The following is a 19,234-nucleotide window of genomic DNA, read 5'->3' as shown; positions in this document are numbered from 1 at the left end:
GGGCGGTCGACCCTTTCGGGCGCCACTCCCTTGTGTTTCTCAATGCCAGAAATATCCCCGCCGGAGGCATCGCCCGTCAGGGCGATATTACACCTCCAGCCAGATGGTGATCGGCCCGTCATTGGTCAGGCTGACCTGCATGTCGGCGCCGAAGCGACCGGTTTCGACCGGCAGCCCTTCGGCGGCCAGGCGCGCGGCGAAATGCTCGTAAAGGCGGCGGCCCTCCTCTGGGGCGGCGGCGGTGCTGAAGCCGGGGCGGTTGCCGCTGCGGGTGTCGGCGGCCAGGGTGAACTGGCTGACCACCAGCGCCGCGCCGCCGATGTCCAGCGCCGAGCGGTTCATCTTGCCCGCCTCATCCTCGAAGATCCGCAGCTTGGCCGCCTTGGCCGCCAGCTTTTCCGCCTGGGCCTCGCTGTCGCCCTGCATGGCGCAGACCAGGATCATTAGACCTCGCCCGCAACGTCCGACGGTCTGGCCGTCGATATCCACCCTGGCTTTGCTTACCCGTTGCACCAGCGCCCGCATCGGCTGTCTCCTTCGTTTTCCGCCTTCTAGCCGATCCGGCCCGGCCGCGCGAGGGCGGCAGGGCGCGGCAAAGCGTCGGGCGTTCAAGGCGGCGGTAACAGATCGCACGAAAGATGACAGCAGGTTGCAGATGTGAGGATGAGAGGAGGTCCGCCATGGGACGCAATGACGATCTGATCCGCGAGTTGGAAGCAGCGCGGGATGCGCTCGACCGCTGGCGGACCCTGCATCTGGAGTTGGCCCTGCGCCTGCGCCGGGGGCGCCGGTCCGGCCTGGCGCATCTGCGGCCCCAGGACGAAAGCCAGTGCCGCCTGGGCCGCTGCCTGAGCGCGCTGCGTCGCCAGGCGCCGAAGGATCCCTATGTGGCCGAGCTGTGCCACCTGCACGACGATTTCCACGCCTACGCGGGGGCGGTGCAGCAGATGATCGCGCAAGGCAGGGCCGAGGCGGCGATCACCGCGCTGACGGGGATGGAATTCGAGGGCCGGCGCGGCGCGCTGACCGACCGCATCACCGAGCTACTGGCCGAAGCAGCGGCCTGACCCCCGAGGACGCCCGTCAGGGCCGAGGAAGGCCCCGGTGGGCGGCGCTTACAGCTCGGTGCCCTCGGGGGCGGGCATCAGCTCGGCGGCGATCTCTTCGATGATCGGATGCGCCTCGTCCAGGGACATGCCCGGGCGCAGACGCGCATCGTAGAGGATGCGCAGCATCGCCTCGTCCTGCACCGTCAGCAGGGCAAATTCGCCGTCATCGTTGAAGATCGAGGGCCGCGCCGCCAGGCTGTCGTTGCGCAGGCCCAGCCCCTGGGCGATCTCCTCGTGGAAACAGGCGCGGCGCATCAGCTCGGGCAGTTCGGCCCGTACCAGCGCCACGGCGCGGTCATAGGTCGCCGGATTGCCCGCCCCGGCAAAGCCCATGACCAGGCAGGGCACGTCGCGGGGCAGGGTGCGCAGGGTGTTCAGGGTGCGGGCCGAGAGGTTGGGCACCAGGGCGCGCAGCCGCTCTGTCGCCTCGGCGCGGTCGTCCTCGCCCATCACCAGCACATGGAAATTGCCGCCGTTGCCCGTGCCCAGGCTCATCGCATGACCAGTGGCCCGGGACAGGCGGCGGACATAGCCGCGCAGCACCGCCCGGTCGTCGTCGCGGGTGGCCTCGGGGACCGAGGCGCCGAACTCGACCCGCATCCGCACCGGTTGCTGCCAGCGCAGCAGCTGGCCGGGCATGTCGTCGCCCGGTTCCAGCCCGTCACCCTGGCGATGCTCGCTGTAGAAGGCGATGCGTTCGAAATTGCGCACCAGATCGGCGCGGTCATAGGTGGTATCGGCGCCGCCACCGCCATCCATGCGCAGCAGGCCCCGGGCCAGGTCGCGGGTCTGGGCCTCGGCGTAATGGGCCGCCAGCAGGCGGCTTTCGACCGAGGCGACCTGCGGCTGCGCCAGCCCTTCGGCGCGCGGCACCGGGCGCAGGCTTTGCCGGGGCGGGCCCTTCTGGCCCAGCAGGTCGGTGAAATCGGCGCAGCCCGCCAGCAAGAGCGGCAGGCTGAGCGCCAGGGGCAGGATCAAGGGCCGGGGCTGACCGCTGCGACGCGGGGCCGGGTGGGTGGTCGTCGGCGCCCGCCCGCCGAGGAGGGCCCGCAGCAGGCCCCACTGCCGCCCTGCGAAGGGGCGCGATACGTGGCGCGAAAAGCCGCCGAATGGCGGCGCGGCTCTTTGTTTCATGGCCCTTCGGTCCCCACCGAACACGATTTACTGCCTCTCCCATACGACAGGACAGCGCCGCAGGGAAGCGCCCCACAGGTCGTGCAGGGCCCCCAGGGCCCCCGTCTGGGCGGGCTTTTGCCGGTTCCGGGGGCCATTGTCCGGGTGGCGCGCAGCTCCGGCCGGTCTCAACCCCGTTCGGAGAGGGCGTGGGCGCGGGCGCCTTGTTCCGGGGCGCTGGCCCCCTTGTTTGATGCGCGCTCTGGCTCGCTGCGGGGCGGGCTCAGGGCCTGGATCAGGCTGTTCAGCCCGTCCAGGGCGGCGCTGTGCCGCTCTTGGCTGTCTTCGGCCAGGGCCTGGCCCTGGATCAGCGCGGAAAGGCAGTGATCGTGCTGCGCCGCCCGGGCGCCCGGGGCCGAGGGGCCAAGCGGCAGGGCGCGGGTCAGCAGGTCCGACAGGTGCCGCAGCAGGGCCTTGTCCCCTTCTTGCGCCAGGCGCACGGGCGGTAGGGCGCGGGCGATCTGTCGCCGGGTCTGGCTGAGCGCTTCGAGCCGGGCAGCCAGCGCCGCGCAGGCTGGGGCGGGGGGAAGGGCGCGCGAGGTGCCTTCGGGGCGGGCCGCGCCCGCCAGGCGCAGCCGTTCCTGGCCCGCCGCCAGCACCAGCGCCAGTTCATCGTAATGGTCCAGGCCCTGTTCATAGAGCAGGTCCAGGGTGCGGATCCGGGCCAGCAGGGCGCGATGGCGCACCAGCAGGTCGCCCGCCAGCCGGTCCAGCTGGCGGCGCGTTTCGGCCGGGCGCGGCCCCAGGCGGCCCCGGCCCGCCGCGCCGGCCGCGCGTCGCGTCAGGAGGGGGCGCAGCCGCCGCCAGAGGCCGCCGCCGGCCCGGCCAGGGGCAGGGGGTGGGGCGCTAGCCAGCACAGTGGCCAGATCGGTCAGGGGGGCTGTCAGACGGCCCGGGGCGGCCTCGGTCAGGCTGCGGCGCATCTCGCGCAGGATCCGCACCAGGGCCTCTTCCTCAGCGCTGCCGAAGCGGGCCAGGGTCTGGGGACTGTCGATGTCCAGCGCGGCCATGCGGGCGCGGATCTGCTCGGCGAAGGCATCGCTGACCGCCTCCAGCGCCAGCGGGCTGTCGGCGGGCGAGGGTTCGGGCAGTTCCAGCGCCGCGACATCCTCGATCTGCTGGCGCGTCTGCTGGGCTGCGGCGCGAATGGCCTCCGACATCTGGTGCTCTCCTCCTCCTTGTCCGGCTCCTTGTCCGGTCCCGCAGCGGCGGGGCGCGGGCAGCGGGGCCGGTCCTGGGGGCTGTGGTCGGGCCACACAGGAGCGGGCCGGTGCCCGGGGTGCCCCGACTCTGCCGCCTTTGGGCGGTCTCTCAGTGAAACACCGGAATGTAACATTTCTTCGGGCCTGCCGCAGAATGTCACCCCGGCGCGGCGGCCGCCCTGCGAGGTTCCGCCACGCTAGGCAAGGACGCCCCGGGGGAAAACCCCCGGGGCGCCACGATCCCCCGTCCGGGGGGAAATGTCATGAAACTGTCAGATCCGGCGCCTGGCCAGGCAGCAGGGGCTACCGCCCGCCACGCGGGCCACGGGGCGGTTTCCCGTTGCCCGGGCGTCCACCAGGGCCGCCCGCACCGCCGCTGCCGCCGCGTGGGCCGCGCCCGGCAGGCTTGCCCCCCTCGGCGCCCGCGCGGGGGCCGAAGCCGGATTTGCCACCCATACCGGGCTTGCCTGCGCCGGGCTTGCCGGAGCGTGCCTTGCCGGGGGCGAAGCCGCCCGGGCGGGCGCCCTCGGAGCCGTCGCCGACGCGGGCGCGGTCCTTGCCCGGCCCGCCCGGCTTGCCGACGGTCTTGCCCCGGGGCGCCTCGGCGCGACCGATCAGGCCGCGCGCGGCGCCACCGCCCTTGCCGCCGGACCGACCCGGGCCCTTGGCTGCGCCGCCGCGGCTGCCCTGACCCGCGAAACCGCGGGCGGGCACGCTCTCGGCGGCCTCGGCGCCCTTGCGCGGCTGGCGTTTGGGGCGCGGCGCGGCGTCGGGGTCGATCTCGATCCCCAGCTGATCGCGCAGCACGCGGGGGCGCAGTTCCTCGACCTCGCCCGCCTTCAGGGTGCCCAGCTGGAAGGGGCCATAGCTGACCCGGATCAGCCGGTTCACCACCAGGCCCACGTTTTCCATGGCGCGGCGGATCTCGCGGTTGCGACCCTCGCGCAGGCCCACGGTCAGCCAGGCATTGGCGCCCTGCTGGCGGTCCAGGCTGACCTGCATCGGCTGGAAATGCTCGCCATCGACCACCACGCCCTCGCGCAGCGGCGCCAGGGTGGCATCGCTGGGCGCGCCCTTGACCCGCACGCGGTACTTGCGCACCCAGCCGGTCTCGGGCAGCTCCAGCCGCCGTTTCACCTCGCCGTCATTGGTCAACAGCAGCAGCCCCTCGGAGTTGAGGTCGAGGCGGCCGACGCTCATCACCCGGGGCAGATCCTCGGGCAGGGCGTCAAACACCGTCTCGCGGCCCTGTTCGTCCTTGGCGGTGGTCACCAGCCCCGTGGGCTTGTGATAAAGCCAGACGCGCGGCGGTTCCGCCGGGCCAAGGGGCTTGCCGTCCACGGTGATCCGGTCGGCGGCGGTGACGTTCAGCGCCGGGCTGGTGATCACCTTGCCGTTGACGCTGACCCGGCCTGCCTCGACGATCTTCTCGGCATCGCGGCGGCTGGCCAGGCCCGCGCGGGCCATGACCTTGGCAATCCGGTCGCTGCCGCTGCCCGGGGTCGGGGCGGCGGCGGGCGGCGTGGCGCTGCCTTTCGGGCCGGGGCGCCGGGGGCGGCCGGGTTTGGCGGAACGGTCGGGGCGGGGGGCGCCGCCGGGCGGGGTCGGTTTTTTCGGGCTCATGCCCCGGCTCTAGCGCAGCTTGGGCGCTTGCGAAAGCGTTCTTCGCGCGCCAGACAGGGGCATGAGCGCAGCACAGCCCCCCTTTACCTCGCATATGGACGCGGCCCTGGACGAGGCCCGCGCCGCTGCCCGGCGCGGCGAGGTGCCCGTGGGCGCGGTGCTGGTCGATGCGGCGGGCCAGGTGGTGGCCCGGGCCGGGAACCGCACGCGCGAGCTGTCGGATCCCACGGCCCATGCCGAGGTGCTGGCGATCCGCGCGGCCTGCGCGGCGGCGGGGTCCGAGCGGCTGCCGGGCCATGTCCTTTACGTCACGCTGGAGCCCTGCCCCTTCTGTGCCGCCGTGATCTCGGCCGCACGCATTGCGCGGGTGGTCTATGGGGCGGCGGACCCGAAGTCGGGCGGGGTGGCCCAGGGGCCGCGCATCTTCGCCCACCCCCAGGCGCATCATGTGCCGGAGGTGGTCGAGGGGGTGGGGGCCAGTGAGGCCGAGCGCCTGCTGAAGGGGTTCTTCGCGGCGAAGCGGTGAAGGCGTGACGGAGGCAGGGGGGCTCTGCCCCCCTCTTGAGCCTGCGGCTCAATTCACCCCCGGGATATTTTGGGCCAACAAATAGGGGGAGGCGCCGCGCGTGGGTGGCGGTGGGCGCACCCGGTGGGGCGCTGGCCCTGCTGATGTTGTCGCCACGAAAAACGGCCCGTCCCCGGGGGGCGGGCCGTTGCAGTCTCGTGCCTTGGGCGGGGTCAGCCGCGGAAGAAGCCTTCGTAGATCGGTTCCAGCGTGCCGGTCTCGAACAGCGAGGAGACCGAGGTGCCGTTCCAGATGTTCAGGATCGCCTGGGCGAACATCGGCGCGGTCGGCAGGACGCGGATCTTTTCGCAGGCCTCAACCGGGGCGGTGGCGGCGATGGAATCGGTGATCACCAGGTTTTCCATCACGGAATTGGTGATCCGCTGCACCGCCGGGCCAGACAGGACGCCGTGCGAGATATAGGCGTGTACCTCTTTGGCGCCGAAATCGAGCAGCAGTTCGGCGGCCTTGCACAGCGTGCCGGCGGTATCGCACATGTCGTCGACGATGACGCAGATCTTGTCCTTCACCTCGCCGATGACGGTCATCTCGGCCACTTCGCCCGGCTTTTCGCGGCGCTTGTCGACGATCGACAGCGGCGCGTTGATCCGCTTGGCCAGTTCGCGGGCCCGGGCCACGCCGCCGACGTCCGGCGAGACGACCATGATCTCGTCGATGCGGTCCTTGAATTTCTCTTTGATATCAAGGGCGAAGATTGGGCTGGCGTAAAGGTTGTCGACCGGGATGTCGAAGAAACCCTGGATCTGGGCGGCGTGCAGATCCATGGTCAGCACCCGCTCGACGCCCGCCTCGACCAGCATGTTGGCGACCAGCTTGGCGCTGATCGGCGTGCGGGCCTTGGTGCGGCGGTCCTGGCGGGCATAGCCGAAATAGGGGATCACGGCGGTGATGCGGCTGGCCGAAGAGCGGCGCAGCGCGTCGGTCATGATCAGCAGTTCCATCAGGTTGTCGTTGGCCGGGTTCGAGGTCGACTGGATCACGAACATGTCCTCGCCGCGGACGTTCTCGAAGACCTCGACGAATATCTCGCCGTCGTTGAACCGCTCGACGCGGGCGTCCACGAGACCCACGTTCATGCCGCGATGCATGGACATGCGGCGCGCGATCGCGGTCGCCAGCGGCATGTTCGAATTGCCCGCGATCAGCTTGGGTTCGATGATATTCGGCATGAGGATGTCTCCGGGAGGCAGCAGGCCCGACAGGGGCAGGGGATGACAGATTCGTGACGTTGAACACGCCTTAGCACCCCGGTAACGTCTTGCCAAACCACGCCGCACGGGAGGGGCCGCCAGGATGACGCGGATCATCGACTATTATTTCACCACCATTTCGCCCTGGGCCTATCTGGCCGGGGACGAACTGGAACGGATCGCCGCCGAACATGGGGCCGAGATCCGCTATAAACCCGTTGATCTGATGGCGGTTTTTTCCCAAAGCGGCGGCGCGCCCCTGGGCGAACGGCCTCAGGCGCGGCGCGACTACCGGATGCAGGAACTGCGCCGGGCCAGGGCCAAGACCGGCCTCGATCTGGTGCTGGAACCGGCCTTTTTCCCGACCAACCCGGCGCCCTCCTGCTATGCCATCATCGCCGCCGACCGGGCCGGCGGGGGCGACACCGGCCTGCTGGTGCGCCTGCTGATGCGCGCCTGCTGGGCGGAAGAGAAGAACATTGCCGAAGATGAGGTGATCCGCGCCGCCCTGACGGCGGCGGGTTTCGACCCCGCGCTGGCCGACAGCGGGTTGCTGACCGGGGCCGAGATCTTCGCGCGCAACACCGAAGAGGCGGTGGCGGCGGGGGTCTTCGGCTCGCCCTTCTACATCGTGGACGGGACCGAGCGGTTCTGGGGCCAGGACCGCCTGGCGGATCTGGCGGCCCATCTGGAGGGCAAGCTGTGAGCGTTGCCGAGCTGCCCGGGATCGGGCTGCGACACTGGGGTGAGGCCGGGCCCAAGCTGTTGATGATCCACTGTTCCCTGGCGCATTCCGGGGCCTGGGGCGGGGTTGCCCGGGCGCTGGACGGTCTGGCGCAGATGCGCGCCTTCGACCTGCCGGGCCATGGCCGCAGCGCCGACTGGGATCCCGAGCAAAGCTTTCAGCAGCAGGCCCGCGACATGGCGGTGCGGGTGATCGAGGACTGGGGCGGCCCGGTCGATCTGGTGGCCCATAGTTTCGGCGCCACCGTGGCGCTGCGCCTGGCGGTGGACCGGCCTGATCTTGTGCGTTCGCTGGCGCTCTACGAGCCGGTCTTCTTTACCGCGGGTTTCCGCGCCTTTCCGGGGCTGGAGGCCCAGCACGACGCCGAATTGCAGGGCTATGCCGAGGCCTGGGCGGCGGGCGACCGGATGGAAGCGGCGCGGCATTTCATGTCGGTCTGGGGCGATGGCCGCCCCTGGGAGGCCCTGCCGGAGGCGCAGCGTGCGGGCTTTGCCGCGCGGATCCATCTGATCCATGCCATCCGCGACACGAATTACGGTGATCCCTCCGACATGCTGGCGGGGGGCAAGCTGGCGGCGCTGCGTATTCCGGTGCTGCTGATGGATGGGGCCGACAGCCCGGTTTACGTCGGGCGGATCAACCAGGCGCTGGCGGCCGAGATCCCCGGGGCGCGGCGCGAGGTGATCGCCGAGGCCGATCACATGGGGGTGCTGACCCAGCCCGAGACGGTGGCGGCGCTGGTACGCGACTTCCTGAACCTGACCCCCGCGCGGGCCGCTGAGAGCGTCGCCCGGGCCTGAAAAGGCCCGGGGTGGCGCCCCGGCTGGCGGGTGCGAGCGGGAAAGCAATATCACTTTCCGAACATTTGGGGCGGAATGGTCGGGCGCGGCCTTCTTCGCGCGAAGCCTGAGCTTCGCCGCGCAAGCGATTTTGCTTTCTGACTGAATCCCCTGCGGCCGGTGCTGCCGTCCGGTGGGGCGGCTAGCAGAGTCTCAACCTGGTGAGAAAATTCACCAGGTGAGGGGCCTAGCCCGCCGCGATCTCGAGGAAGCGGGTGATTTCCTCTTCGGGCAGCGACCAGTCGCAGACGAAGCGGGCCTGAAGCGGGGTCTCGTCCGGGCCCTCGACCGATCCGTCGAGGTAGTAGACCGCGCCCGCGGCCTGAAGGCGGCGGTGCATGAGGCGGGGCAGCGAGGCGAAGGCCAGGTTGGCCTGGGGCTCTTGCAGGAATCTGGCGCCGAGGGCGCGCAGACCGTCGGCCAGCATCCGCATCCGGGCGTTGGACCGCCGCGCCAGATCCAGCCACAGATCATCGGCCAGATAGGCCTCCATCTGGGCCGAAAGATAGCGATGCTTCGAGAAGAGATGCGCGCCGCGCTTGCGGCGCAGCTCGAATTCGCGGGCCTTGGCGGGGTCGAAGAAGATCACCGCCTCGACACCGACACAGCCGTTCTTGGTGCCGCCGAAGCTGACCGCGTCGACCCCGGCGCGCCAGGTCATCTCGGCGGGGGAACAATTCAGGGCCACCAGGGCATTGGCGAAACGCGCCCCGTCCAGATGGGTGGGCTGACCGGCGCGGGCGGCGATGGCCGACAGTTCGGCGATCTCGGCGCAGGTATAGATGCGGCCCTTTTCGGTGACCTGGGTGATCGACAGCGGCCCGGGCTGGGCATTGTGCACCGAGATCTCGGCGCTGTCGCCCATGGCGGCGGCCAGGGCGGCGGGGTCGATCTTGTCGCCTTCGCCCACGGGGAAGAGCTTGCCCGCGCCCATGTAGAACTCGGGCGCGTTGCATTCATCCTCGTAGATATGGGCGACGGGCGAGCAGAAGACCTGCTGCCAGGGCTGGGCGAGGGTGGCCAGGGCCAGGGAATTGGCGGCGGTGCCGGTGGCCACCAGGTAAACCGCCGCCTCGGGCGCCTCGAAGATCTCGCGCAGACGGGCGCGCACCCGCTCCATGGCCACGTCGGCGCCATAGGGCATGGCATAGCCGGTATTGGCGCGGATCAGCGCCTCGGCGATGGACGGGTGGGCTGGCCCGGCATTGTCGGATGCGAAATACATCAGAGCGGCTCCTCTATGATGTGATCTTCCCAGTCGTCGTCATCGACCTCGAACTCGGGCACGGTCATGCCGCGCACCGAAACCCCGGCGCGATGCACGCTTTCGGGATCGCCGGAAATCAAGGGATGCCAATCATATAGCGGCTGACCTTCATGCAGCAGACGGTAGGCGCAGGTCTGGGGCATCCAGTACAAATGCTGGTCCAGGGTGCGGGCGGTCAGGCTGATGCATTCGGGTACGAACTGGTGCCGGATGGGGTATTGCGAACACAGGCAGGTGGCGTCGTCCAAGAGGCGGCAGGCGACCCGGGTCAGGGCGACCTCGCCGGTCTCCTCGTCCTCAAGCTTGTTCAGGCAACATTTGCCGCAGCCGTCGCAAAGCGCCTCCCACTCGCGCTGCGTCATCTTCTTCAGGGGCACATGCTCCCAGAAGCGGTCGCGCAGGCCAGAGCGGTCGATCGGATCGCTCATAGCGCCGCCAGGATCTCGCGCGCCTGGGCGCAGTCGCGGTCCATCTGCTCGATAAGCGATTGGATTCCGTCGAATTTCATCTCGGGGCGCAGAAAATCGACCAGGCCCACGGAAATCTCGCAGCCGTAAAGATCGCCGCGGAAATCGAACAGGAAGCTTTCCAGATTCGGCTCGGCCCCGTCGAACATCGGCCGCATCCCGAGGTTGGCGGCGGACAGATAGCTGCCCTTGTGCGGCCCGGTCAGCACATCCACCAGCGCCGCATAGATGCCGAAGCGCGGACGGTGCAGCCCGGTGATCGCCATGTTGGCGGTGGGAAAACCCAGGTCGCGGCCGCGCTGATCGCCGCGAATGACCGTGCCCTCGATCCGGTGCCAGTGGCCCAGCATGGCGGCGGCGTCGCGCGGGCGGCCTTCGGCCAGGGCGGTGCGGATCTCGGTCGAGGAAATCTCGCGTTCGCCACTTTCCAAAAGCTGCGCAACCGAGACGCCAAAACCGTATTCCTCGCCAAATTCTTTCAAAATCTCCACATTCCCGGCGCGCTTGGCGCCAAAGTGGAAATCGGCGCCCACGACCACATGGCGCAGGCCCAGCCCGTTGACGATGACCTTCTCGACGAAGTCCTGGGGCGTCAGCGCGGCCAGGGCATGAGTGAAGCTCAGCTCGTAAAGCACGTCGACGCCAAGTTTTTCCAGCCGGTGCGCCCGGGCGGCGGCGTTGGTCAGGCGGAAGGGCGGGCTGTCGGGGGCAAAGACCTGCCGCGGGTGCGGTTCGAAGGTCATGATGCCCAGAGGCGCGCCCAGCTTCTCGGCCTCGGCGCGGGCGATGTCGATCACCGCCTGGTGGCCCAGATGGACGCCATCGAAATTGCCGATCGCGGCAACGGCGCCCCGGTCGGTCTCGGCGGTGAAAATGTAATCCCGGACGGTCTTCATGCAGCAGGGCCTATCCCCGAAACCCGGACAAGGCAAGGGGCGGGCAAAGGCCCGCCCCCCGATGATCTGAGCAGAGGCGCGCAGTGCCTCTGCAAGCCGCTCTTACATCTCGGGATAGAGCGGGAAGTTGACGCAAAGCGCCTCGACCTCGGCCTTCACCTTGGCCTCGACCTCGGCATTGCCCTCGTCGCCATTGGCGGCCAGCCCGTCGACCACTTCGACGATCCAGTCGGCGATCTGGCGGAACTCGGCCTCTTTGAAACCACGGGTGGTGCCCGCCGGGGCGCCCAGACGGATCCCGCTGGTCACAAAGGGTTTTTCCGGGTCAAACGGCACGCCGTTCTTGTTGCAGGTGATGTTGGCGCGGCCTAGGGCGGCCTCTGCGGCCTTGCCGGTCACGCCCTTGGGGCGCAGGTCGGCCAGGCACAGGTGGTTGTCGGTGCCGCCGGAGACGATGTTGATCCCGCCCTTCATCAGCTGGTCCGCCATGGCCTGGGCGTTTTTCACCACCTGGGCGGCGTAGTCCTTGAACTCGGGGCGCAGCGCCTCGCCGAAGGCCACGGCCTTGGCGGCGATGACATGCATCAGGGGCCCGCCTTGCAGGCCGGGGAAGACGGCCGAGTTGATCTTCTTGGCGATCGCCTCGTCATTCGACAGGATCATGCCGCCACGGGGGCCGCGCAGGGATTTGTGGGTGGTGGTGGTGACCACATCCGCAATGCCGATGGGCGAGGGGTGCTGACCACCCGCGACCAGGCCCGCGATATGGGCCATGTCGACCATCAGGTAGGCGCCGACCTCATCCGCGATCTCGCGGAAGGCCTGCCAGTCCCAGACGCGGGAATAGGCAGTGCCGCCGGCGACGATCAGCTTGGGCTTATGCTCCAGCGCCTTGGCGCGGATGTCGTCCATGTCCAGCAGCTCGTCCTGCTGGCGCACGCCGTAGGAGACGACATTGAACCACTTGCCGGACATGTTCACCGGCGAGCCGTGGGTCAGGTGACCGCCCGAGTTCAGGTCCAGGCCCATGAAGGTGTCGCCCGGTTGCAGCAGCGCCAGGAACACGGCCTGGTTCATCTGGCTGCCCGAGTTGGGCTGCACGTTGGCGAAGTTGCAGCCGAACAGCTCTTTCGCGCGTTCGATGGCCAGCTCTTCGGCGATATCGACGAACTGGCAGCCGCCGTAATAGCGCTTGCCCGGGTAGCCTTCGGCATATTTGTTCGTCATCACCGAGCCCTGGGCCTGCAACACGGCCAGAGAGACGATGTTTTCCGATGCGATCAGCTCGATCTCATGGCGCTGGCGCCCCAGCTCCTTGGTGATCGCGCCGAAGATCTCGGGGTCGCGGCTCTCCAGAGCCTCGGTGAAAAAGCCGGTGTCCGACATGGGCGTCCTCCTTGGTCAGGTTCTGCGCTAGTTAGCGCGCATGGGGCGCGGTCGGAAGGCCCCAAATCGTCATGATGATCATGAAAAGCGGCGTCGGTGCCCGGTTTGCGGCCGGGGCTGGTGCCTCGGGGACATTTGTGATTGTTTCGGACCCGGATGGGGGCTTTCGGAAACCGGCGCTGGTCGGTGTACCTGGCCCCGCGCGGGAGACGACAGCAGATGCCCATCAAGATTGCCTTTACCGCCAGCCGGGGCCAGACCGCCCAGGCGGCGCGCAAAGCGCTGTCCGCACGCTATGGCGCCGTGCCCGAGGCCGAGGCCGACGTGATCGTGGCCCTGGGCGGCGACGGGTTCATGCTGGCCACGCTGCACCGCACCCAGGCCCTGGCGGCGCCGGTCTATGGCATGAACCGGGGCACCATCGGCTTTCTGATGAACGAATTTTCCGAAGACGACCTGGTCGAGCGGCTGTCGGGCGCCGAGGAAGAGGTGATCAACCCGCTGCTGATGCGCGCCACCCGGGCCGACGGCAAGGTGCAGGAGGCCCTGGCGATCAACGAGGTCTCGTTGCTGCGCGCGGGGCCCCAGGCGGCCAAGCTGAAGATTTCGGTCGACGGCCGGGTGCGCATGGACGAGCTGGTTTGCGACGGCGCCCTGGTGGCCACGCCCGCGGGCTCGACCGCCTATAACTACTCGGCCCATGGGCCGATCCTGCCCATTGGCTCGGACGTGCTGGCGCTGACCGCCATCGCCCCCTTCCGCCCCCGCCGCTGGCGCGGGGCGCTGCTGCCGAAAGAGGCGCTGATCCGCTTTGACGTGCTGGAGCCGGAAAAACGCCCGATCATGGCCGATGCGGACAGCCGCCGCTCGGTCTCGAACGTGCTGTCGGTCGAGATCGGCTCGGAACCCCGGGTGGAACACCGCATTCTCTTCGACCCCGGCCACGGGCTGGAGGAACGGCTGATCCGAGAGCAATTCTCGTGAGTGTCACCTTGCGGCCCCTGGCGCCCGGCGACCTGGGCTGGATCGTGGCCGCCCAGACGCGTCTTTACGTGGGCGAAATGGGCTGGGCCGAGGGGATGGAGGCGACCTTGCTGCGGATCGCCCTGGACTTCGCCGAGGCCCGCGACCCGCGCAGCGCGGGCTGGATCGCCGAAGGGCCCCAGGGGCCCCTGGGCGCCGTCCTGGTGGTGCCCCAGGCGCCGGATGTGGCGCAGCTGCGCCTGCTGCATGTGGAAAAATCCGCGCGCGGCCAAGGGGTTGGCGGGATGCTGGTGGATGCGGTGCTGAACTTCGCCAAGGCCCAAGGCTACGCCCGCATCCTGCTGGAGACCAAGGACGTGCTGACCCCTGCCCATGCGCTTTACCGCGCGCGCGGCTTCGCCCTGATCTCTGAGCGGGCCGAGGCCGCCTATGGGCAGCCCATGCACGACCAGCTTTGGGCGCGCGATCTCTGAGGGGAACCCGGGCCGGGGCCTTTGGGTTGATCTGGTGACGGAGGGGCGCCCCCCTTCTGCCGCAGATGACCCGAAAGGAGGTTCCCGATGAACTGGGATCGTATCGAAGGCAATTGGAAGCAAGTGAAAGGCGAGGCCGTGGCCCAATGGGGCAAGCTGACCCATGACGACATGGATGTGGTCAATGGCGAGCGCCAGAAGCTCGTGGGCCTGATCCAGGAACGCTATGGCCTGGCCAAGGACGAGGCCGAACGCCAGGTGGACGACTTCGTCGCCAAGCACTGATCTACTTGGATGGATTGAGGGAAAGGGCGGTGCCTTCGGGCCCGCCCTTTTCGCGTTCCGGCTTTGCCAGCGCCTGCGGCGGGCGGGCAGGGGGCGCTGCCCCCCTTGCGTCTGCGACGCAATTCCCCCCGGAGTATTTTCAGCCTTCAGAATGGGAAAGGGCGCGGGCTGCTCGCCTTGCGCCCTTGGGCCCGGGGGCTGACTCTTTTTCTATTCGTCGGCCAGAAATACTCCCGCCGGAGGCAGGCAGGCGCGCGGTCCCCTGGGGCCGCGCGCCTGCCTTCTTCTGGGGCCGGTCACGCGCCCTGCGGTTCCGGGGCGAAGCCGATCGTTTTCAGCGCCACGGCGATCTCGTCCAGGATGGCCGGGTCGTCGATCGTCGCGGGCATCTTGAAGCTTTCGCCATCGGCGATCTTCACCATGGTGGCGCGCAGGATCTTGCCCGAGCGGGTCTTGGGGAGGCGATCGACCACCACGGCCTGTTTGAAGGCCGCCACCGGGCCGATCTGGTCGCGCACCAGGGCCACGCATTCCTTCACGATCTCGGCCGGGTCGCGGTTAACGCCCGAGCTGAGGCAGAGGAAGCCGACCGGCACCTGGCCCTTCAGCGCGTCCGAGGCACCGATCACCGCGCATTCGGCCACGTCGGGGTGGTTCGCCAGCACCTCTTCCATGGCGCCGGTGGACAGGCGGTGCCCGGCCACGTTGATCACGTCATCGGTGCGCGCCATGATGTAAAGATAGCCGTCTTCGTCGATCATCCCCGCATCGCCGGTCTCGTAATAGCCCGGGAAGGTGGTCAGATAGCTTTTCTTGAAGCGCTCTTCGGCATTCCACAGCGTCGGCAGGGTGCCCGGCGGCAGGGGCAGCTTGATGGCGATGGCGCCCAGCTCGCCCGGGGCCATGGGATTGCCGCCCTCGTCCAGCACCTGCACGTCATAGCCCGGCATCGGCACCGAGGGGCTGCCCGGTTTCACCGGCAGCAGCTCGATCCCCAGCGGGTTGGCGGCGATGGCCCAGCCGGTTTCGGTTTGCCACCAGTGGTCGATCACCGGCACGCCGAAGTGTTTCTCGGCCCATTCGATGGTCGCCGGATCGGCCCGTTCGCCCGCCAGGAAGATGGCCTGAAGCTCGTGCTGGGCATAGCGGCGGATCCATTCGCCGTCGGGATCCTCGCGGCGGATCGCCCGCAAGGCGGTCGGGGCGGTGAAGAAGCTCTTGATCCGGTTGTTCTGGATGATCCGCCAGAAGACGCCGGGGTGGGGGGTGCCAACGGGCTTGCCCTCGAAGACCACGGTGGTGGCTCCGGCCAGCAATGGCCCGTAGCAGATATAGCTGTGGCCCACGACCCAGCCCACGTCCGAGGCGGCCCAGAAGCGATCCCCGGCCTCGATATTGTAGATGTTCTTCATCGACCAGTTCAGCGCCACCAGGTGACCGGCGGTGTGGCGCACCACGCCCTTGGGCTGGCCGGTGGTGCCGGAGGTGTAGAGGATATAGGCCGGGTGGTTGCCCTCGACCGGCACGCAGTCAGCGGGTTTTACCCCGTACTGGAAGCCGTGCCAGGAGAAGTCTCGCCCCTCGATCAGCTTGGCAACCTCTTGTTCACGCTGGAAGATCACGCAGAACTCGGGCTTGTGCTCGGCCTGTTCGATGGCGGCGTCCAGAAGCGGCTTGTAATGCACCACCCGGTTGGGTTCCAGGCCGCAGGAGGCGGCGATGATCGCCTTGGGGGTGCAGTCGTCGATGCGCACCGCCAGCTCATGGGCGGCGAACCCGCCGAAGACCACCGAATGCACCGCGCCCAGGCGGGCGCAGGCCAGCATGGCCTCCAGCGCCTCGGGGATCATCGGCATGTAGATGATGACCCGGTCGCCCTTTTCCACGCCGCGCATCCGCAGGGCGCCCGCCAGGCTGGCGACGCGCTTTTGCAGCTCGGCATAGGTGATGCCCTTGGTGGCATGGGTGATCGGGCTTTCGTGCTGGATGGCGATCTGATCGCCGCGGCCCGCCTCGACATGGCGGTCGACCGCGTTCCAGCAGGTGTTGACCATGCCGTCGGCGAACCATTCCCCGGCCGGTCCGGCGTCGGGGAAACAGGCCTGGCTGGGCGCCGTGGCCCAATCGATGCCCTGTGCGGCATCCATCCAGAATGCTTCGGGATCTGCCTTCCAGGCGTCATAGACCTCGGAATAGGTCATTGGCCTCCTCCTCCTTAAACCCAATGATCCGAAGGTAAGGGAGGAGTTCGCGAAGGGGCAAGCGCAGAGGAGGTGCCTGCGTCAACTTGGTATGCAGAATTTGCAGGTCCGGCATGTTAGCGCCTGCAAACTTTTGCAAAGTCCCTGACGCTATGCAGAAATCGGCAAAGTCGGCGGGGTTTTGCAAATTTTGCAAACTGTGGGCTGCAAATCCTGCGCGGCAAAGGTCGGTCTGCCGCGCAGGGATTCGGGGGGCTGCCGCCCGCCGCTTAGCCGTAGTGGGCCACCGGGGTCCCGGCGATGGCGGCCATGTTCAGCAGCCCGCGCGCGGTGATCGAGGGGCTGACGATATGGGCGCAGTTGCCCATGCCCATCAGGATGGGCCCCACCTCCAGGGCGCCGCCCTTCATCTTCAGGATGTTGCGCACCCCCGAGGCCGCATCGGCCTGGCCGAAGACCAGCACATTGGCGGTGCCCTCCAGGCGCGAACCGGGGAAGACCCGTTCGCGCAGCTCGGCATCCAGGGCGGTGTCGACGTTCATCTCGCCTTCGTAAGAGAAGTCGCGGGGCTTGGCGTCCAGGATCTCCATTGCGCCGCGCAGACGGCGGGCGGTCTCGGTGTCCTGGTTGCCGAACTGCGACCTGCCGCAAAGCGCGATCTTCGGCTTCAGGCCGAAGCGTTTGACGTGGCGGGCGGCGCCGATCACCGCCTGGGCGATCTCTTCCGAGGTGGGTTCGGACCAGACATGGGTGTCGGCCAAAAACAGCGGCCCGTCTTCCATGATCATCAGCGACAGGGCGCCGTGCGGCGTGCGCCCGGGGCGACCCAGGATCTGTTCGATATACTTCAGATGCCAGCGGTATTCGCCGAAGGTGCCGCAGATCAGGCTGTCGGCCTCGCCGCGATGGACCATCACCGCGCCAATGGCGGTGGTGTTGGTGCGCATAATCGCCTTGGCCAGATCCGGGGTCACGCCGCGGCGCGCCATGATCTTGTGATAGGTCTGCCAGTAGTCGCGATACCGCGGGTCGTTTTCCGGGTTCACCACGTGGAAATCCTCGCCCGGGCGGATGGTCAGCCCGGCGCGTTCGCAGCGCGCCGAAATCACCTCGGGGCGGCCGATCAGGATCGGCTGTTCCGGGGTCTCTTCCAAGATCGCCTGGGCGGCGCGCAGCACGCGGTCATCTTCCCCATCGGCAAAGACGATGCGCCGCGCGGCGGTGCTGGCGGCGTCGAAGACCGGGCGCATGAGCAGGGCGGATTTGAACACCGAGGAGTTCAGCTTGGCCTTGTAGGCGGCCATATCCTCGATCGGGCGGGTCGCTACGCCGGTTTCCATCGCGGCCTTGGCCACGGCCACCGAGACCACGCCCGACAGGCGCGGATCGAAGGGTTTGGGGATCAGGTAATCGGCGCCGAAGGTCAGCCGCTCGCCCTGGTAGGCGGCGGAGACCTCGGCCGAGGTGGTGGCCCGCGCCAGGGCCGCGATCCCTTCGATGCAGGCGATCTGCATCGCATCGTTGATCTCGGTCGCGCCCACGTCCAGCGCGCCCCGGAAGATGAAGGGGAAGCACAGCACGTTGTTGACCTGGTTGGGAAAATCGCTGCGCCCCGTGGCGATGATCGCGTCGGGGGCCACGGCGCGGGCCTCGTCCGGCATGATCTCGGGGGTGGGGTTGGCCAGGGCAAAGAGGATCGGGCGCGCCGTCATCTTCTGCACCAGCTCGGGCTTCAGCACGCCGGGGCCGGAGAGCCCGAGGAACATGTCCGCGCCGTCGATCACCTCGTCCAGGGTGCGCTTGTCCGACGGCTGGGCAAAGGCCGCCTTCTGCGGGTTCATATCCTCTTCGCGGCCCTCGTAGACCAGCCCGTGGATGTCGCACAGCCAGACGTTTTCGCGCTTCACACCCAGTTTCAGCAGCATGTTCAGGCAGGCGATGCCCGCCGCCCCGCCACCCGTCGAGACGATCTTGATATCCTCGAAGGACTTGCCCGCCACGCGTAGCGCGTTGGTGGCCGCCGCCCCCACCACAATGGCGGTGCCGTGCTGGTCGTCGTGGAAGACGGGGATGTTCATCCGCTCGCGGCACAGCTTTTCGACGATGAAGCAATCGGGGGCCTTGATGTCCTCAAGGTTGATCGCGCCAAAGGTCGGCTCCAGCGCGCAGACGATATCGGCCAGCTTCTCGGGGTCGGGCTCGTTCACCTCGATGTCGAAGGCGTCGATGCCCGCGAACTTCTTGAACAGCACCGACTTGCCTTCCATCACCGGTTTCGAGGCCAGCGCGCCGATATTGCCCAGCCCCAGCACCGCCGAGCCGTTCGACACCACCGCCACCAGGTTGCCGCGCGAGGTATAGCGCGAGGCGGTCTGGGGATCGGCCTTGATTTCCAGGCAGGCCTCGGCCACGCCCGGGGAATAGGCCAGCGACAGGTCGCGGCCGTTGGCCAGGGGCTTCGTCGCGCGCACCTCCAGTTTCCCGGGCTTGGGATTCTCGTGATAGCCCAGGGCGGCGGCGCGGAAGGTCGATTTGTCGGTGGTCGGGCCGGTGTCGGACATGGGGTGCCTCTCTCTCCGAAAAGTAGTTTGGCGTTAAACTATCTTGGACGCGGGGGAAAGCCCCGCCTTTGGACAGGTCCGCCGGGCAGCGGAAACCGGCGGGGGATGCGGAAAGTTTCGGTCAGCGGGGCAGGGGCGGGGGCCGGGCAGCCGTGCCCCCTTGCAAACCCTGCGCGGCCCCGAAAGACTGCGCCGCAAATCGCCGCTGCGCCGCTTTTCGCGCGCGGGTGTTTCAGGACAATGAAAA

At 68.5% G+C, this 19,234-nt stretch carries 18 protein-coding genes; 7 read left to right on the top strand and 11 right to left on the bottom strand.

Annotated elements, in window-relative coordinates:
• Positions 1–87: 87 nt before the first annotated feature.
• Entirely contained in the window at positions 88–525 is a 438-nt protein-coding gene (gene dtd, locus ACRARE_RS20455; RefSeq protein WP_432658330.1) for a D-aminoacyl-tRNA deacylase, read from the bottom strand.
• 155 nt (positions 526–680) lie between these two features.
• Here dtd and ACRARE_RS20450 point away from each other — a divergent pair, with 155 nt between their 5' ends.
• Positions 681–1,067 (top strand): hypothetical protein, encoded by a 387-nt coding sequence (locus tag ACRARE_RS20450; RefSeq protein ID WP_432658329.1) that lies wholly within the window; start codon positions 681–683, stop codon positions 1,065–1,067.
• Positions 1,068–1,115: 48 nt separating this feature from the next.
• Here ACRARE_RS20450 and ACRARE_RS20445 read toward each other — a convergent pair whose 3' ends face one another.
• From ACRARE_RS20445 to ACRARE_RS20435, 3 genes are all read right to left on the bottom strand, one after another.
• A complete protein-coding gene (locus tag ACRARE_RS20445; RefSeq protein ID WP_432658328.1) occupies positions 1,116–2,243 on the bottom strand; it encodes a DUF2927 domain-containing protein in 1,128 nt (375 codons plus the stop codon).
• 167 nt (positions 2,244–2,410) lie between these two features.
• Positions 2,411–3,442, bottom strand: coding sequence for a hypothetical protein (locus ACRARE_RS20440; protein WP_432658327.1), 1,032 nt, complete (start codon positions 3,440–3,442; stop codon positions 2,411–2,413).
• 345 nt (positions 3,443–3,787) lie between these two features.
• Positions 3,788–5,107 (bottom strand): pseudouridine synthase, encoded by a 1,320-nt coding sequence (locus ACRARE_RS20435; protein WP_432658326.1) that lies wholly within the window; start codon positions 5,105–5,107, stop codon positions 3,788–3,790.
• A 61-nt stretch (positions 5,108–5,168) separates the two neighbouring features.
• Between ACRARE_RS20435 and ACRARE_RS20430 the strand changes: the two genes are divergently transcribed.
• On the top strand, positions 5,169–5,633 hold the full coding sequence (locus ACRARE_RS20430; RefSeq protein WP_432658325.1) for a nucleoside deaminase: 465 nt from the start codon (positions 5,169–5,171) through the stop codon (positions 5,631–5,633).
• A gap of 212 nt (positions 5,634–5,845) precedes the next feature.
• Here the strand turns inward: ACRARE_RS20430 and ACRARE_RS20425 are convergent, their stop codons facing one another.
• Entirely contained in the window at positions 5,846–6,862 is a 1,017-nt protein-coding gene (locus tag ACRARE_RS20425) for a ribose-phosphate pyrophosphokinase (RefSeq protein ID WP_432658324.1), read from the bottom strand.
• A 124-nt stretch (positions 6,863–6,986) separates the two neighbouring features.
• Here ACRARE_RS20425 and ACRARE_RS20420 point away from each other — a divergent pair, with 124 nt between their 5' ends.
• Complete coding sequence (locus tag ACRARE_RS20420; RefSeq protein WP_432658323.1) at positions 6,987–7,589, top strand: 2-hydroxychromene-2-carboxylate isomerase; 603 nt, start codon at positions 6,987–6,989, stop codon at positions 7,587–7,589.
• Positions 7,586–8,428 carry an alpha/beta fold hydrolase gene (locus ACRARE_RS20415; RefSeq protein WP_432658322.1) on the top strand — a complete coding sequence of 281 codons (843 nt, stop codon included), beginning with the start codon at positions 7,586–7,588 and terminating at the stop codon, positions 8,426–8,428. The genes ACRARE_RS20420 and ACRARE_RS20415 overlap by 4 nt, the downstream gene beginning before the upstream one ends.
• A gap of 226 nt (positions 8,429–8,654) precedes the next feature.
• Here ACRARE_RS20415 and ACRARE_RS20410 read toward each other — a convergent pair whose 3' ends face one another.
• The 4 genes from ACRARE_RS20410 to glyA form a co-directional block, all read right to left on the bottom strand.
• Positions 8,655–9,692, bottom strand: coding sequence for a threonine aldolase family protein (locus tag ACRARE_RS20410; RefSeq protein WP_432658321.1), 1,038 nt, complete (start codon positions 9,690–9,692; stop codon positions 8,655–8,657).
• A complete protein-coding gene (locus ACRARE_RS20405; protein ID WP_432658320.1) occupies positions 9,692–10,162 on the bottom strand; it encodes a YcgN family cysteine cluster protein in 471 nt (156 codons plus the stop codon). Before ACRARE_RS20405 ends, ACRARE_RS20410 begins: the two co-directional genes overlap by 1 nt.
• Positions 10,159–11,097: a bifunctional riboflavin kinase/FAD synthetase gene (locus tag ACRARE_RS20400; RefSeq protein ID WP_432658319.1), complete on the bottom strand. Its 939-nt coding sequence runs from the start codon at positions 11,095–11,097 to the stop codon at positions 10,159–10,161. The genes ACRARE_RS20405 and ACRARE_RS20400 overlap by 4 nt, the downstream gene beginning before the upstream one ends.
• A gap of 102 nt (positions 11,098–11,199) precedes the next feature.
• On the bottom strand, positions 11,200–12,483 hold the full coding sequence (glyA, locus tag ACRARE_RS20395; protein WP_432658318.1) for a serine hydroxymethyltransferase: 1,284 nt from the start codon (positions 12,481–12,483) through the stop codon (positions 11,200–11,202).
• A 219-nt stretch (positions 12,484–12,702) separates the two neighbouring features.
• Between glyA and ACRARE_RS20390 the strand changes: the two genes are divergently transcribed.
• The 3 genes from ACRARE_RS20390 to ACRARE_RS20380 all read left to right on the top strand — a co-directional run bounded on the left by ACRARE_RS20390 (position 12,703) and on the right by ACRARE_RS20380 (position 14,225).
• Entirely contained in the window at positions 12,703–13,467 is a 765-nt protein-coding gene (locus ACRARE_RS20390) for an NAD kinase (protein WP_432658317.1), read from the top strand.
• Positions 13,464–13,940 carry a GNAT family N-acetyltransferase gene (locus ACRARE_RS20385; protein ID WP_432658316.1) on the top strand — a complete coding sequence of 159 codons (477 nt, stop codon included), beginning with the start codon at positions 13,464–13,466 and terminating at the stop codon, positions 13,938–13,940. The genes ACRARE_RS20390 and ACRARE_RS20385 overlap by 4 nt, the downstream gene beginning before the upstream one ends.
• A gap of 87 nt (positions 13,941–14,027) precedes the next feature.
• Entirely contained in the window at positions 14,028–14,225 is a 198-nt protein-coding gene (locus ACRARE_RS20380) for a CsbD family protein (protein WP_432658315.1), read from the top strand.
• Between the two features lie 296 nt (positions 14,226–14,521).
• Here the strand turns inward: ACRARE_RS20380 and ACRARE_RS20375 are convergent, their stop codons facing one another.
• Both ACRARE_RS20375 and ACRARE_RS20370 read right to left on the bottom strand, forming a co-directional pair.
• Positions 14,522–16,426 carry a propionyl-CoA synthetase gene (locus ACRARE_RS20375; protein ID WP_432658314.1) on the bottom strand — a complete coding sequence of 635 codons (1,905 nt, stop codon included), beginning with the start codon at positions 16,424–16,426 and terminating at the stop codon, positions 14,522–14,524.
• 269 nt (positions 16,427–16,695) lie between these two features.
• Positions 16,696–18,987 (bottom strand): NADP-dependent malic enzyme, encoded by a 2,292-nt coding sequence (locus ACRARE_RS20370; protein WP_432658313.1) that lies wholly within the window; start codon positions 18,985–18,987, stop codon positions 16,696–16,698.
• Between the last annotated feature and the right edge of the window lie 247 nt (positions 18,988–19,234).

Origin of the sequence: Pseudooceanicola aquaeponti, from assembly GCF_050897975.1 — a bacterium.
Classification (GTDB): Bacteria; Pseudomonadota; Alphaproteobacteria; order Rhodobacterales; family Rhodobacteraceae; genus Pseudooceanicola.
This window is presented reverse-complemented; position numbering and strand designations above follow the sequence as displayed.

What these genes read in the sequence shown, in the direction of transcription:
- dtd (WP_432658330.1), bottom strand. Translation starts at nt 525, where the DNA reads ATGCGGGCGCTGGTGCAACGGGTAAGCAAAGCCAGGGTGGATATCGAC.
- ACRARE_RS20450 (WP_432658329.1), top strand. Translation starts at nt 681, where the DNA reads ATGGGACGCAATGACGATCTGATCCGCGAGTTGGAAGCAGCGCGGGAT.
- ACRARE_RS20445 (WP_432658328.1), bottom strand. Translation starts at nt 2,243, where the DNA reads ATGAAACAAAGAGCCGCGCCGCCATTCGGCGGCTTTTCGCGCCACGTA.
- ACRARE_RS20440 (WP_432658327.1), bottom strand. Translation starts at nt 3,442, where the DNA reads ATGTCGGAGGCCATTCGCGCCGCAGCCCAGCAGACGCGCCAGCAGATC.
- ACRARE_RS20435 (WP_432658326.1), bottom strand. Translation starts at nt 5,107, where the DNA reads ATGAGCCCGAAAAAACCGACCCCGCCCGGCGGCGCCCCCCGCCCCGAC.
- ACRARE_RS20430 (WP_432658325.1), top strand. Translation starts at nt 5,169, where the DNA reads ATGAGCGCAGCACAGCCCCCCTTTACCTCGCATATGGACGCGGCCCTG.
- ACRARE_RS20425 (WP_432658324.1), bottom strand. Translation starts at nt 6,862, where the DNA reads ATGCCGAATATCATCGAACCCAAGCTGATCGCGGGCAATTCGAACATG.
- ACRARE_RS20420 (WP_432658323.1), top strand. Translation starts at nt 6,987, where the DNA reads ATGACGCGGATCATCGACTATTATTTCACCACCATTTCGCCCTGGGCC.
- ACRARE_RS20410 (WP_432658321.1), bottom strand. Translation starts at nt 9,692, where the DNA reads ATGTATTTCGCATCCGACAATGCCGGGCCAGCCCACCCGTCCATCGCC.
- ACRARE_RS20405 (WP_432658320.1), bottom strand. Translation starts at nt 10,162, where the DNA reads ATGAGCGATCCGATCGACCGCTCTGGCCTGCGCGACCGCTTCTGGGAG.
- ACRARE_RS20400 (WP_432658319.1), bottom strand. Translation starts at nt 11,097, where the DNA reads ATGAAGACCGTCCGGGATTACATTTTCACCGCCGAGACCGACCGGGGC.
- glyA (WP_432658318.1), bottom strand. Translation starts at nt 12,483, where the DNA reads ATGTCGGACACCGGCTTTTTCACCGAGGCTCTGGAGAGCCGCGACCCC.
- ACRARE_RS20390 (WP_432658317.1), top strand. Translation starts at nt 12,703, where the DNA reads ATGCCCATCAAGATTGCCTTTACCGCCAGCCGGGGCCAGACCGCCCAG.
- ACRARE_RS20380 (WP_432658315.1), top strand. Translation starts at nt 14,028, where the DNA reads ATGAACTGGGATCGTATCGAAGGCAATTGGAAGCAAGTGAAAGGCGAG.
- ACRARE_RS20375 (WP_432658314.1), bottom strand. Translation starts at nt 16,426, where the DNA reads ATGACCTATTCCGAGGTCTATGACGCCTGGAAGGCAGATCCCGAAGCA.
- ACRARE_RS20370 (WP_432658313.1), bottom strand. Translation starts at nt 18,987, where the DNA reads ATGTCCGACACCGGCCCGACCACCGACAAATCGACCTTCCGCGCCGCC.